This is a genomic window from Gemmatimonas aurantiaca T-27 (assembly GCF_000010305.1).
Classification (GTDB): Bacteria; Gemmatimonadota; Gemmatimonadetes; order Gemmatimonadales; family Gemmatimonadaceae; genus Gemmatimonas; species Gemmatimonas aurantiaca.
The window spans coordinates 2,917,051-2,930,361 of sequence record NC_012489.1 but is presented as its reverse complement, the minus strand read 5'-3'; the positions used below and the strand labels follow the sequence as shown (position 1 = coordinate 2,930,361).

The window sequence follows — 13,311 nt, the reverse complement described above, 5'->3', positions numbered from 1 at the left end:
CGAAGCGTTTGTCGTGCCGATAGCTGCCGGTCAGCCGGCGCCCGACTTCACGCTGCTTGCTGATTCAGGCAAGCCGCTCACACTGTCGTCCCTGCGTGGCAAGTGGGTGGTGCTGTATGCGTACCCCAAGGACAGTACTGCCACCTGCACGGTGCAGGCGTGTGACCTGCGCGACGGGGTGCCCCGGTTCCGTCGTCGCAAAACGGTGGTGATCGGTATCAGCCCCGACTCGGTCACGTCGCATCAGCGGTTCAAGGCCAAAAACACCCTCCCGTTCACACTGCTGGCCGATCCTGAACACGTGGTGTTGCAAGCCTACGACGTGTGGAAGGAGAAATTGCTGTACGGCCGGCGCTACATGGGCGTGGTGCGGACGACCTTTCTGATCGATCCCTCGGGGCAGATCGTACGCGTTTTTGAGCGGGTCAAGGCGCGCGGGCACGCAGAGGAGCTTTTGGCAGCTATTGCCGAACTGGCATGAGCGCGTTTGAGCGGGCATCTTTCAGAATCTGCGGTCGCCGCATTTCCTGATGACCGTAGCCAGCTCTTCCATCCCGCTCATGACTGCCAACGATACCGGCGCGCAAGGCTCAGCGCTCAAGCGCACGCCGCTGCACGATGTCCACGTCGCGCTTGGCGCGAAGATTGTCCCCTTTGCGGGCTATGAGATGCCGGTGCAGTACCCGGCCGGCATCACCGTCGAACACAAAGCCGTACGCGAGTCGTGCGGCATGTTCGATGTGTCCCACATGGGCGAAGTCATCGTGCGTGGCCCCGACGCCATTCGGTTCGTGTCGTCCGTGACCAGCAACGATGTCGCAGCACTCGGGATCGGGCAGGTGCAGTACAGCACCCTGCTGCGGGCCGACGGCACCATCGTCGATGACCTGCTGGTGTATCGGTTTGCCGATCACCTCATGCTCGTCATCAACGCCAGCAATCGCGACAAGGACCTCGCGCATCTGCAGGCACACCTGGCCGGATTCGATTGCACGATGGAGGACATCTCCGATGCGACGGCGTTGCTCGCGGTGCAGGGCCCGCAGGCACCCGCCATTGTCGCTGCGCTCGCCGACGTGCCGCTCGATGGCGTCAAGTACTACTGGTTCACGGAAGGGCGCGTCGCTGGCGTGCCGTGTATCATCTCGCGCACCGGCTACACGGGCGAGTTGGGCTTCGAGCTGTATTTCGATGCGACACACGCGACGGCGGTGTGGAACGCCGTGATGGCGGCCGGCGCAGTGACGCCGTGTGGACTTGGGGCCCGCGACACGCTGCGGCTCGAGGCCGGTCTGTGCCTGTACGGCAATGAACTCGACGATCAGATCACGCCGCTCGAAGCAGGCCTCAACTGGCTGGTGAAGCTGGGCAAGGCCGAACCGTTCCTCGGCAAGGATGTGCTCGTGCGCCAGCATCAGGACGGCACCGATCGCAAGCTCGTAGGCTTCACCTTCGAAGAGCGCGCCATTCCGCGGCACGGGTATCCCGTGGTCTACGGGGGCGTCGCGTTTGGGGAAGTACGCAGCGGGACCATGAGTCCGACGCTCGGCATTCCCGTGGGAACGTGTTATCTGCCCAGCGCGGCCGCCGTCGAGGGCACACGCTTCGACGTGGACATTCGCGGCAAGCGGGTGCCGGCACGGGTGGTGAAGCTGCCGTTTTACAAGCGCCCGGGGAAGGCGTGAGCACACGCGCACGCCCCGCAGCGCAGAGTCGCGGCGGCGTGGATGACGTTGGGCGCAGTGTCGTCGCGATTCTCCTCACGGATGTCGAGCCGGCAGTGCGACTCAACGCCGCGCTCGAAGCCGAGGGTATCGAGACGGTCACCATCTCGCCTATGGACGACGTGCGTGGCGAGATGCGTCGTGCGCGCCCCACGGTGGTGGTGCTCACGGGTGCATTGCTCGATGGGGCGAACATCGCGCTGGTCCGGCAGTTGTTGTGGGACAACGTCCCCGTGCTCGGATTCACGGACGTCAGCGACCCCACATTGCGCGATCGGTTGCGGGAGATCGGCTACGCCGAGACCTGGTCCAAGCCGGTGCGCATCGACGAAGTGGTGGACGCGGTGCGTCGGCGTCTTGAACGGCAGCGACTCGCCGAGTTGACCGGCCTCGTTGGAGAGTCGGCCGGTATTCGTGAAGTGCTGGTCAAGGTCGAGCAGATCGCGCCGGTGTCCAGCACATTGCTCATCGAAGGCGAAAGTGGCACCGGCAAGGAGCTGGTGGCGCGTGCCATCCATCGACTGAGTCCACGGCGCGGCAAACCGTTCATCGCGGTGAATGTCGGCGCGCTTCCGGAAACGTTGCTCGAGAGTGAGCTGTTCGGGCATGAGAAGGGCTCCTTCACCGGCGCCGCCGAGCGTCGTCTGGGGCGTTTCGAACTGGCCGACACCGGCACGCTGTTTCTCGACGAGATCGGTGAGATTCCGCAGTCGACACAGGTGAAGTTGCTGCGCGTGCTCGAGGAGCGCGAAGTGACGCGGGTCGGTGGCAGTCAATCCATCCCGATCGACGTGCGTGTGGTGGCCGCGACCAACCGACCGCTGCGCGAGCATGTGGAGGAAGGCGGTTTTCGCGCCGATCTGTTCTATCGCCTGAACGTGTTGAGCGTGTATCTCCCGCCATTGCGAGAGCGGCGCGATGACATCCCGTTGTTGGTGCGGCGATTCGTGTCGGAGTTTTCCGCGCTGCATGACCGCGAGTTTCAGGGCATCTCGGCTGATGCGCTGGCGTTGTTGGTCGAGTATGCCTGGCCCGGCAACGTGCGAGAGCTGCGCAATCTCGTGGAGAGCATGGTGGTGTTGGCGCACGGACGGGAGATCGTCGCCGATGACATCCCTCGCTCGATTCGTGAAGGGGGCGGTCGCCGGCTCTTGCCCGTGCATGTGGGCCCCGTGTTGCAGGGCGCCGAACGTGCACAGGGACGCGAGCTCGAGTTCATCGTGCGTTCGCTCGTCGAGCTGAAGTTGCAGGTCGAAGAGTTGCGGCGCCGGATGGACGTGGAGACTCGTGTCGTGCAGATGGCGCCAGGATCGCCGGTGATGCCAGCGGGATGGGTTGGTGAAGTCCGACCATCGGCACCTTTGAATGGCGGCCTGCCCTACGATGGGTTGTCCGCCGGCGGCGCCGGGTATCCCGGTATGGGGCGTGGCATCGAGCCCCGGGAACAGGGCGCTCCACCGCCCGTGATCACCCTGGATGCGAGTATGACCATGGCCGACATCGAGCGGGTGGCCATCCTGGCGGCGCTCCGGGACAGTGCCGGAAATCGACGAAAGGCGGCAGAACGTCTCGGGATTGGAGAGCGGACGCTGTACCGAAAGTTGCGGGAATATGAGGGGGCAGAGGAGGGGGAAGCGGACTCCGCCCTAGATGAAACATGAGGTTCAATGCCCTACATCCATGCGGGACAAGTGGTTGGCGGATCGTGAGCCTTGCTACAATGCGATCTCAGCCACATATTTGCCCCGAAGACAGCCGGAGTGAACGCTCCGGTTCGCCTCTGCCGCGGAGCTCAGCCTGTCCATACCAGTCAACTTTGGCATGACCTCTCCTTCGGTGTCCAGCGGGACGATCGCGGGGAGTGTACTCCCAATCCGACGTGCGGAGGAGCTGATTCAAACGCTCCCGGGTGTGTTGTCCGTCCGCATCGTCCCGAGTGAGACGGGAGCTGTCGACGAGATTCACGTGCTCACGACGGATCAGGTCGTACCGAAGCATACGGTTCGGAACATCGAGAGCGCGCTTATGGCGCAGCTCGGTTTGCGGGTGAATCACCGCAAGGTCTCCGTCGCGACGACTCTCGATGCGCCGCGTATCGCGGATCTGCCAGGCGCTCCGGCAGGGGTGAGTGGTGTCACGGCGGTGCCAGGTGTGACGCACGCCGCACCACAAGGAATTCCGTCATTTGCCGACCAGAGCGTGGCTGCCCCGGCTTCGGTGGCTGGTGCCAGCGCTCCGGTGGTTGAGCCCGCCAAGGGGCCAACGCGAGGCGTGGCTGGGGGGATGCAGGGAGTCGCGGCGGAAAGTGTCCTTTCTCGTCTCGGGTCGTCTCCCCAAGTAGTGTCCCGCCCGGACATGGCAGCTGGGCGGCGGCTGCTGATCTTCGAAGACATCGAAGTGCGGCGGTCGCACGTGCGCGGAGTGACGTGTTTGGTCTCCCTGTCGCGCGACGGGCAGAGTTTTGTCGGTGAAGCGGATGGACAGGAGTCCGAGCGATCGCGGGTGGATTTGGCGGCGCGGGCGACGGTGCAGGCCATTCTGGCTGCCCGAGGTGCACCCGCCGGTGATCGTGGACTCAGCCTCGAGGGCGCAGAGGTGCTCGAGGCGTTTGATCGGGAATTCGTTTTCGTGAGCATTTCGGCCCGCGTTGGTCGTGGGTCGATCGTGCTGACGGGGACTTGTGAAGTGCGGGACAGCGCGGAGACGAGTGCGGTACTGGCTGTGCTCGACGCGACGAACCGCTGGTTACATCTGGACAGATAGGGCGCCGACGCAGGTGCCCGTCCATACGTACTTCATTCGTCAATAGTCGACGAAGTATCCCGTTGTCCCCGTCAACCGTCGTAGAGCGGAGCTGAGCGGGCAGGCCAAAGCAGTAGGAGCGGAGCCAACCTCGAATAGCACGTGTCGTTCCGAGCGGAACACACGTGACTACCCAGAAGGGAGGTGACGCGTAGTGGAATTCCTGGCTGAGCTCGTTGATGTACTCATGTCGGTTGTGTTGGCTGACCTGAAGCTTTGGGGCTGACCGATAGCTAAGGGTTGGCGGGGCCACATCTTTCAAAGTCGATGAAGACAAGCGTAATCGCCTACGTATATGCGATCGTGGTAGCGGCAGCTGCCTCGCTTGTTGGGCTGTATTTCTATCAGCCAGTCGTCGATTTCTCTTTGCTCGCGGGAGCTGGTTGGCTCACGCTCGTAGCATTCTTGGGCACCATCCTGAGCTATAGAGTTCAGGGCAGTACTTTCGGAGCGGTTTCATTTATCCCGTTCCTGACAGCGTTCGTTCTGTACCCGTCGTGGGCCACTATTGCGATAGTTGGGTTTTCCGCGCTTGTCGCGGAAATGCTCAAGCCTAAGCTGGCTATCAAGCGGGCGTTCAACGTAAGCCAGATTGTTTTGGCTGGGTGTGTGTCAATTGGGTGCTATCTCCTCTTCGGAGGAAAGCCTCTCGAAGTGGATCCAAGTTTCCAAAGCGTTCCTCACATCGCTGCAGTAGTCGTGTTTCTCGTCGTCAATACGCTTGCCGTGGCTGCGGTGATTGGTTTGGCGGAAGGGAAGAGCATTGTTAAGACTTGGGTTAGCGGCAACGCGGCAGGTCTTGTGTACGACATTGTTGCGGTGCCTGGGGTTTTTGCCTTTGGCCGCGCCTATGTCGATTGGGGGAATTGGGGCGTTGGGGTCTTGTGCGCGCTCATTCTTGGACTTCGTCTCACATATCAGTCCAAGCATCAGCTTGAGACGACCAATAAGGAGTTGCTCGAACTGTTCGTTCACACAGTCGAGTTTCGCGATCCTTATACGTCCGGTCATTCACAACGCGTGAGCCGATACTCTCGGATTATCGCACAGGTTGTGGGCCTGACCCCCAAAGAAATTGATCGGATATCCGTTGCGGCTTTGCTGCATGACGTAGGAAAAATCCATGAGATCTTTGCACCGATCTTGATGAAACCGGGTCGCCTAACTCCTGAAGAGCGGGCGATCATGGAGCTTCATCCCATCAAGAGCGCTGAACTTGTCGCGAAGATATCGGATCTTCAGGATATTGTGCCGGCGGTTCGCCATCATCATGAAAACTGGGATGGCACGGGGTATCCTGATCAGTTGAAAGGACGTGAGATCCCGCTCGGGTCTCGTATCATCATGTTCGCTGATACGATCGATGCAATGACCACCGATCGGCCGTATCGAAAGGCTCTTGGCGAAGTTGAAGTTCGTGATGAACTACGAAAGTTCAGAGGCATTCAATTCGATCCGGACATCTGCGATGCGCTGATAGGCTCTCCGGACTTCCGGCGGCTGTTCGACAGCGCAGATTCCGGGAAGGTGCACTCGCTAACGCAAATCCTAGAGATCGTACGGAAACGAGTGAAGACACCAGCAGTGGCCTAGGAATGCGCGGAGAGAAGGGATTCGAGGGTCTGCTTAAGTACCAAGGATGGTTCTCCTCTCTCTCTGCGTTGAGAAGCTAGGTATTCAGAGATCAGGGCATGTGCCGATTGAAAGTCTTCTACGCGAACCATCGCCCGTGCGAGCTTCGCGGTGAGATAGTCGCTTGTTCCAAATGCAGCGGTCCGCCTATGCTTTTCCGTGGCGACCTGAATTAGCTCCGTGCTTGGTTTCCAGTCGTTGTCTAGGAGCGCGACTCCAAGTTCGAGCGCAATAACATATGCGCTAGCTTTTTGCGTCGGAACGCGCGGTAGCTGAACCCTCACTTCCTTTAGTAGCGACTGGGCTCTCTCTGATTCCCCGCTCTCGATTGCGACGTGGCAAAAGTGAGCAACTAGGAAATTCGAAGCGATCGGATCATCATCTGCTGACAGGAGGTTGGATAGAACTCCATTCCAATGGCTCAGATCTGATACTGAACCACCATCTAACTGCATCTGCGCGAGTTGCCAAGCCGGGTACATCGCCAGCTTTGGAGCGTCTACTGATATCGCCATCGTATAGGCGAGACGGAGCGCTTCCTCAGCATCTGTCATCCTTCCGCACATTTTGAGCGCGTAGGCAGCTCTACCGATGTCTTGAGCCGCAATGCTGGAAGGCTCATGGCGAGAAAGGCGTCTCACCATTTCATTTGCTGCTCTCTCCGCAGTCTGAAGATCGCCGAAAATGGTGTGATAGAGCAATGAGAGCCTTTGAAGGCGCTCGTCGTTCCCGCCGGTGAAGCTCCCGTCCGACTTCACTGCTGCAAAACAGTTCGCGGCTACTGCAGAGTCACAAGTGTTTGCTGTGATGGTAAGCCCAATTTCCCCCGCTCTGACTCGAGCAATGGGGCCAATGTCAGATAGTGCGACTACAGATTCACATATTCTTGCAAGCTCATCTCGATCGGCGAGTATGTCGACACGATGAGCGGAGTCGATAGCAGATAGCAGTTCATCTATCTCGCCGTCTGATAGTTCGTGAATATTTGCGGGTACGATGTAGCCGCCAGGCGAGTGGAGGAGTGCCTTCCCATATTCTCCAACTTCAAGCTCTAGGCGCGCGCAAAGCCGGTCGACTTGACTGCGGGTCTCCGTGTCTGTCGCTCCGAGGTCCAGATCTTGCAAGATAGAGAGGGCTGTCTTAGGCCTTCCCGCTTGCAGAATGGCATCAGAGTATCTCAAGGCCACTCGAGCGCAATGTTCTGCGCTACCCGCCTTCGAGAAATGATAGAGTGCCTCAACCAACAAATTGATTCCGGGAGTCCGTGCGTATTCTGCTTCAAGGACACCCCCTGAAGCGAGATGAATTGTGGCTCGGACGAGGCTCGGAATCCTCTCAATTGCAGCTCGGCCGACTAGTTCATGCGAAACCAGAAGGGAAGCATCTGCACGTGAGAGACAACTGCCTTCCTCCAGTTGTTCAAGTGCAGTCATCAGCTCGTGGTTAGGAAGCTGCAGGACACGTCCGATACGCTCTACGGAAGCGAACTTCCCCAGAGTACACACTGCTTGCATTGCCCTAAGGGCATGCGGGTGCAGGCGATCGATGCGGTGCTCCAGGAGCACTTGAAGTGTTGGAGGTATGCCCCCGGCGTCGCCTGTCTCAATCCAGTGGTTGACTAGAGCGCGCAGGACCAGCGGGCTTCCCTCGCACGCATCAACGATCCACCGCTCCGTATTGACATCCATTGTCGCCGCATAGTCCTCGCCGATGGCTCTTGCGAGCGTCAGGCTTTGCTGAGATGTCAATGCTCCAACATTGCGAATCGAGAGGCTCGGAGGAATGCGGTTAGGACGCTGTGCCAGAATCGATCGTGACCTCGAAGTGATAACTAAGAAAAGTCTCATCGAGGGAGTGCGCTGTATAAGGTCGGCTACACCGTCCCATGAATCTCCGTCCATCCAGTGCGCGTCTTCCAGCACGATCATGAGCGGTCGTTCTTCAGAGACAGCGCCGACGATATCTACAATCGCGTGACGAATAGACTGAGTACGAACATTCTTCAGTGCGTCCTCAAGCCTTTGTGTCGCGGAACGGGAGAGCAGAGGTGCGGAGAGTTCGTCCGCGTCCGAAAGAGATGGATCAACCACGAGTGAGCCGTCGCGCTCTCCGACAAGACGCTTCAAGACGGTCATGCTTTCTGGGGAGCAACCTAGAGCGCCCGGTGTGGACAGCAGTTCTGGCAAAGCATCGAGGAAGACGCTCAAAGGGCGCTGAAGATCAGTTTCCCGGCACTCAATGGATACCTCTCGGTAGCCCTCGATCTGCGCGACCTTTGCGAGCTCGGAGACAATTCGCGTCTTTCCAATCCCCGAAGGCCCGTGTAGCAATACCGCGCTACCGTCATGCCAGCGTGCACGGCGCATAAGCATCGTAAGATCCGCCAGCTCGCTCTCTCGGCCAACGAAATGCCGCTCAGTCGTGGCGAGCGATGGGCGGCGACGCACCGAAGGTTCCGTAAAGCGTTTCCGTAGTAGCTGAGCTGGGAGGCGAATGTCCCCAGCATTGGGGCCAAGCTCAACCAAATAGCGATCCAACATGGATACCGCCTCTGCCTTCGCCCCAGCCATCATGGTGCACTCGGCTAGAGTAAGAGTCGCGTCTTCATTGAGCGGATCAAACTGCAACAGCCATCGCGAGAGGATTTCCGCAGCTCCCCAATCGGCGCGTTCTCGACGCTGCCGCAGGACATCAACCAATACCCGTCGGACGTCTCCGTGAACAGATTCGCGAGTTCGCTCTAACCAACCATCGAACGCGTCACTGCACCCTACCAGACCCGGAGCAAACAGTCCGAAGGGTTCGTCTCCGCGCGTTACATCGCGATCAAAGGTCTCGATGCTCCGCTCGATGGAGAATGTTCGCAGCACTTGATCACGGTTCAACTGGACACTCTCTGCGCGCAGTGCGATGTCCACTTGCAAGCCCCTCAGCTTATACAGTGCCTGGCGCAAGTTGGCTCGCTGTCTTGCATTGGGCTGGCCAGGCCACAACTCGTTGAGCAGTGTATCTCGCGCAACACGCATCGCTGGGGAGTAGACCAAGCGCAACAGGATCGCGAAAATGACCTCAGATTGAGCGCTAATAACCTGATTGCCGATCAACATGCGAGTCGCGCCAAATGTCTGGACGCGCAGCCACGCTTGCCCATCCGGTGGCGCGCTGGGCGCATGGTTAGGCTTTCGCGGGCTGGGCAGATCTGGTTGTTCAGCTCGCAACGATTGCGCGACGTTATCCATGACTCCTCCAGAGCCATTTGAGGCTGGTGCGCTACAACTTCCTGCGCCTTCCGCATCCTCCCGAGATTCGTCAGCGACGTGTCATTTTACAGTCTGTTGAACATCACACGGAATACCCTGCCTTCCCGGAAGGCAAAACAAGAGCGGGAGGACAACCTCGTAAGGCCGCCCTCCCGCTCCGCGTCATCCTTCCCGTCCCAGTTAGGCCGGAAATTCGATCAATGACTCTGTAGCAATCCCATCCGCTTCCGCCTGGAAATTCATCACCATGCGGTGCCGCAGCACACCCTTCGCGACGCTGCGCACGTCATCCAGGTCAGGCATCGCTCGGCCGTCCATCGCCGCCCGGGCCTTCGCACCCAACACGAGATACTGCGAGGCACGCGGACCGGCACCCCAGCTCACGTACTTCTTCACCCGTGCCGTCGCTTCGGCCGCATCCGGCCGCGTGCTTCGCGCCAGATGCACCGCATACTTCACCAGACTCGGCGGGGCCGGCAGGCGGCGTACCAGCCGCTGCATCTGCAGCAACTCTTCCGCACCCAACACGGGCTTCACCTCGCCCTGCGTCGCACCGGTCGTGGAGAGCACGATCTGCTCCTCCTCCTCACGCGTCGGATAGCCAACCGTCAATTCGAACATGAATCGGTCGAGCTGGGCTTCCGGCAACGGGTACGTACCTTCCTGTTCGATCGGATTCTGCGTGGCCAGCACAAAGAACGGACGTGGCAAATCGTACGTCCGACCGGCCACCGTCACCGTGCGTTCCTGCATGGCCTGGAGCAGTGCCGCCTGGGTCTTCGGTGGGGCTCGGTTGATTTCGTCGGCCAGGACCATGTTGCCGAACACCGGACCCGGAGCAAATCGAAAGGCCCGCTTGCCGGTGCCGGGCTCCTCTTCCATCAGCTCGGTACCGGTGATGTCGCTGGGCATCAGGTCGGGCGTGAACTGCACGCGCGAAAACGTCAGGTCCAACGCCTGCGAGACGGTCTGCACCAGCAGCGTCTTCGCCAGGCCGGGAACACCGACGAGCACCGCATGACCGCCCGCCAGCAAGGCCGTCACGAGGTCGTCCACAACGTGTGCCTGACCAACGATGCGCTGGGCGATCTGGTGCCGCAGCTCCCGCCGCGCTGTCGCGAGGCGATCGAGCAACGCGAGATCGTTTGCGTCCGGGGATGAAGTCACGAGGAATCGTGTGGGGGGCAGGGAGACGATCCGATCCCCATCACCATGAGGCAGGATCGTGCACGGGAACCAGTGTCACACTGCCCACCGCCACCCCACTGCGGCTGGTCCATCGGACCAGATGCGGCAGGTTCAAGCAGAGACAGCGCACCAACAGCTGGCGGAAACGATAACGGACGCCTGTGGGCGTCCGTTGCCAACTCGTCGCAATGTACTTCCAGGGACCTCTGTCGCTACAGCACCGGGGACAGAGCGCGGCCACATGCCGCGACCGGCTTGGGGAGACTACCGCAGCGAAAAGTCGACCCGCTGCTGCACGGGGTAGTTCTCACTCCGGAGCTGCGCCACCAACGTGTACTGGCCCGGCGTGTCCGGCGACCACTTTTCGCGGTACACCGCAGAATCATGGGCGTCCAGCAACCGGTTCTGCATGGCCTGCGTGAACAACCGGCCGGCACTCCAGCGCCATACTTCACGTCCGGTGGTGTCCAGCACCACGAAGTCATGCGTCCGACCATCGGGGAACGTCAACTCGACCCGCTTGGGGGAGTCGTTCGTGACCTCGATCGCGAACCCGACGGTCCCATTGGCCGTGTCCACCATCACATGGGACACCACCCCCATGTCCGCCCCCGCTTTCGGGCGAGCGTTCGCCACCGGGCTCGGCGTTCGCGGTCCACACGCGAAGACGAGTCCGGCCGCTGCCAGCAGTGGAACGGTGATGCGCGCGAGCATCAGGACGAGGGGCAGATTGTCGGGAAGTGACGCAGGTCGCGGAAGCGCCGAACTTACATGCGGTTGGACGACCGGCCGTCACATTTCGATACGGCGCCACGTTATTAACTCCGGCCCAGCCTGTCAAGGGCCCAGTTTCGTCCTAAGTGACGATGCAACATGATCTTTACCGCCCTCGGCCAACGCCTCGGCTTCTCTTCGGTTTGAGCCGGAACGATCGCTTGCGAAAAATTTCACAAGCCTCTAGCTTCCGCCCCCGAATGGCAGAAAATCCGCATCGTTCCACACAGGAATCCAAGCCTCCTGGCGACGTGTCGCCATGGGCTTTGGCCGGACTCGGGATGCAGTTCTTTGCCGCGATTCTGTTGTTCGTGTATGCCGGCAACTGGATGGATCGCCGGTTCGACACGGCACCGCTGTTTCTTCTCGGCGGTGTGTTGGTGGGTGGTGGTGGTGCGTTCTATTCGGGTTACCGTCGATTGACGGCGACACAGCGCGTTCCGCGCGCTTCGTCCGTTGATCACGACGACTCGACACCGAAGCCGTGAAACGATCACGTCAATCACGAAGACGTCCATGACGAATCCGTCGATGCCTGATCGTCCCGCGACATCGGGGATGATGACCGCTCTGCTGCGTTTTACGGTGGCACAGGTCGCACTCGTGTTGGTGTGCGCCTACGTCATGCAGACCTTCGTATGGACCGATGCAGAATCGGTGCGGGCCGTGCGGGCAAGTGCATGGCTTGCGATCATCGTCCAGACGTTCACTTTTGCCGTGGCGCGTCTCGTGGCGCGACAGCAGGTGATCGCGGGATGGGGACTGGGCGTGTTGTTGCGGTTTGCGTCCGTCGCCTTCTGGGCGTTGCTCGGCATCAAGGCGCTGGGGTTGGTGGCTGGTCCAGCGCTGCTGTCACTGGTGGTGTTCTACTTCCTCTCGACACTCGTCGAGCCGCTCTTTCTGAACTGATGCCTCATACCCGGATGCAGTCGATGATCCGTTCGCTGTCCCGATTGGCCCGTTTGGCCAGTGTCGCGCTGACGCTCGTCGTCGCGCCGCTCCCGGCATTCGCGCAGGAACATGGCGCCGATACACATGGTGCGCCCGCCGCGTCCGGTCCGGTCGATATCATCACGCCGCACATCACGGACGGCCATCATCTCGAGCTGCCGTATTGGAAGGCGCCGTTCTACAAGGAAATCGAGCTGCCCCACTGGGAGCCGATCCACATCGGTGGCCTGGCGGTCGACATGTCGCCCACCAAGCACGTGGTATTCATGATTGCGGCCGCGCTGGTCGTGGCCATCGTGCTCATCACGGCGGCGTCCAAGTCGCGGGCCCAGCACGCCACGAGTGGCCGCTCCAAGGGCTTCGCGGGGGCCATGGAGGCGCTCGCGCTGTACATGCGCAATGAAGTCGTGCTGCCGAACGTGGGACACCACGGCGAGGCCTTCGTGCCCTTCGCGCTCACGCTCTTCTTCTTCATCCTGACCTGCAATCTGTTCGGGATGATTCCGTATGGCTCCACCGCCACCGGCAACATTTCGGTGACGTTCACGCTGGCGGTTATCACTGCCATCGTGGTCGAATTGGCCGGTATTCGCGCCAATGGCTTCGGGTACCTCAGCACGATCTTCTACTGGAACAAGGATCTGCCGCTGCCCATGCGCGTGATCATGTTCTTCGTGATGTCGCCGGTGGAAATGGTCGGCAAGATCTCCAAGCCGTTTGCGCTCACGATCCGTCTGTTCGCCAACATGACGGCGGGACACATCGTGTTGCTCGCACTCATCGGCCTCATCTTCGCGTTCCAGAGCTGGGCGCTGGCTGGCGTGCCGGTCCTCATGGCCGTGGCCATCAGCATGCTCGAACTGTTCGTCAGCTTCCTGCAGGCCTTCATCTTCACGCTGCTGGCTTGCGTGTTCATCGGCCAGATCCGGGAAGCGCACCACTAGTCGCACCTGTTTGAAATGGACGTGCCGCGGCTCTCC

The 13,311-nt window shown here is 60.4% G+C and carries 11 protein-coding genes; 8 read left to right on the top strand and 3 right to left on the bottom strand.

Annotated elements, in window-relative coordinates; genetic code table 11:
• The first annotated feature begins 13 nt into the window (after positions 1-13).
• The 5 genes from bcp (at position 14) to GAU_RS20995 (ending at position 6,119) form a co-directional block, all read left to right on the top strand.
• Positions 14-481 (top strand): thioredoxin-dependent thiol peroxidase, encoded by a 468-nt coding sequence (gene bcp, locus GAU_RS12865; protein ID WP_015894311.1) that lies wholly within the window; start codon positions 14-16, stop codon positions 479-481.
• Positions 482-560: 79 nt separating this feature from the next.
• Positions 561-1,685: a glycine cleavage system aminomethyltransferase GcvT gene (gene gcvT / locus GAU_RS12860; protein WP_015894310.1), complete on the top strand. Its 1,125-nt coding sequence runs from the start codon at positions 561-563 to the stop codon at positions 1,683-1,685.
• Positions 1,682-3,385 (top strand): sigma-54 dependent transcriptional regulator, encoded by a 1,704-nt coding sequence (locus GAU_RS21005; protein ID WP_052574435.1) that lies wholly within the window; start codon positions 1,682-1,684, stop codon positions 3,383-3,385. The genes gcvT and GAU_RS21005 overlap by 4 nt, the downstream gene beginning before the upstream one ends.
• 160 nt (positions 3,386-3,545) lie before the next feature.
• Positions 3,546-4,487 (top strand): hypothetical protein, encoded by a 942-nt coding sequence (locus GAU_RS21000; protein ID WP_156799026.1) that lies wholly within the window; start codon positions 3,546-3,548, stop codon positions 4,485-4,487.
• Between the two features lie 306 nt (positions 4,488-4,793).
• Entirely contained in the window at positions 4,794-6,119 is a 1,326-nt protein-coding gene (locus tag GAU_RS20995; RefSeq protein WP_015894307.1) for an HD-GYP domain-containing protein, read from the top strand.
• On the opposite strand, the gene GAU_RS12835 is transcribed toward GAU_RS20995, so the two are convergent.
• The 3 genes from GAU_RS12835 to GAU_RS20990 all read right to left on the bottom strand — a co-directional run bounded on the left by GAU_RS12835 (position 6,116) and on the right by GAU_RS20990 (position 11,320).
• On the bottom strand, positions 6,116-9,397 hold the full coding sequence (locus GAU_RS12835) for an ATP-binding protein (protein WP_015894306.1): 3,282 nt from the start codon (positions 9,395-9,397) through the stop codon (positions 6,116-6,118). The two genes, GAU_RS20995 and GAU_RS12835, sit on opposite strands and share 4 nt — an antisense overlap.
• A 201-nt stretch (positions 9,398-9,598) precedes the next feature.
• A complete protein-coding gene (locus tag GAU_RS12830; RefSeq protein ID WP_015894305.1) occupies positions 9,599-10,585 on the bottom strand; it encodes an AAA family ATPase in 987 nt (328 codons plus the stop codon).
• A 285-nt stretch (positions 10,586-10,870) separates the two neighbouring features.
• Positions 10,871-11,320, bottom strand: a complete 450-nt coding sequence (locus GAU_RS20990; RefSeq protein ID WP_015894304.1) for a BsuPI-related putative proteinase inhibitor — start codon at positions 11,318-11,320, stop codon at positions 10,871-10,873.
• Between the two features lie 260 nt (positions 11,321-11,580).
• Here GAU_RS20990 and GAU_RS12820 point away from each other — a divergent pair, with 260 nt between their 5' ends.
• From GAU_RS12820 to atpB, 3 genes are read left to right on the top strand one after another with little or no spacing between them, the layout of a single operon-like run.
• Positions 11,581-11,868, top strand: a complete 288-nt coding sequence (locus GAU_RS12820; RefSeq protein WP_052574432.1) for an AtpZ/AtpI family protein — start codon at positions 11,581-11,583, stop codon at positions 11,866-11,868.
• A gap of 43 nt (positions 11,869-11,911) precedes the next feature.
• Positions 11,912-12,289, top strand: coding sequence for a hypothetical protein (locus GAU_RS22480; RefSeq protein WP_169307676.1), 378 nt, complete (start codon positions 11,912-11,914; stop codon positions 12,287-12,289).
• Positions 12,289-13,275, top strand: coding sequence for a F0F1 ATP synthase subunit A (atpB, locus tag GAU_RS12810; RefSeq protein WP_015894301.1), 987 nt, complete (start codon positions 12,289-12,291; stop codon positions 13,273-13,275). The genes GAU_RS22480 and atpB overlap by 1 nt, the downstream gene beginning before the upstream one ends.
• Positions 13,276-13,311 lie beyond the last annotated feature (36 nt).

Coding starts and splice junctions, on each gene's coding strand:
- GAU_RS22480 (WP_169307676.1), top strand. CDS start 11,912: ATGCCTGATCGTCCCGCGACATCGGGGATGATGACCGCTCTGCTGCGT.
- GAU_RS21000 (WP_156799026.1), top strand. CDS start 3,546: ATGACCTCTCCTTCGGTGTCCAGCGGGACGATCGCGGGGAGTGTACTC.
- gcvT (WP_015894310.1), top strand. CDS start 561: ATGACTGCCAACGATACCGGCGCGCAAGGCTCAGCGCTCAAGCGCACG.
- GAU_RS12820 (WP_052574432.1), top strand. CDS start 11,581: ATGGCAGAAAATCCGCATCGTTCCACACAGGAATCCAAGCCTCCTGGC.
- GAU_RS20995 (WP_015894307.1), top strand. CDS start 4,794: ATGAAGACAAGCGTAATCGCCTACGTATATGCGATCGTGGTAGCGGCA.
- GAU_RS12835 (WP_015894306.1), bottom strand. CDS start 9,397: ATGGATAACGTCGCGCAATCGTTGCGAGCTGAACAACCAGATCTGCCC.
- atpB (WP_015894301.1), top strand. CDS start 12,289: ATGCCTCATACCCGGATGCAGTCGATGATCCGTTCGCTGTCCCGATTG.
- GAU_RS20990 (WP_015894304.1), bottom strand. CDS start 11,320: ATGCTCGCGCGCATCACCGTTCCACTGCTGGCAGCGGCCGGACTCGTC.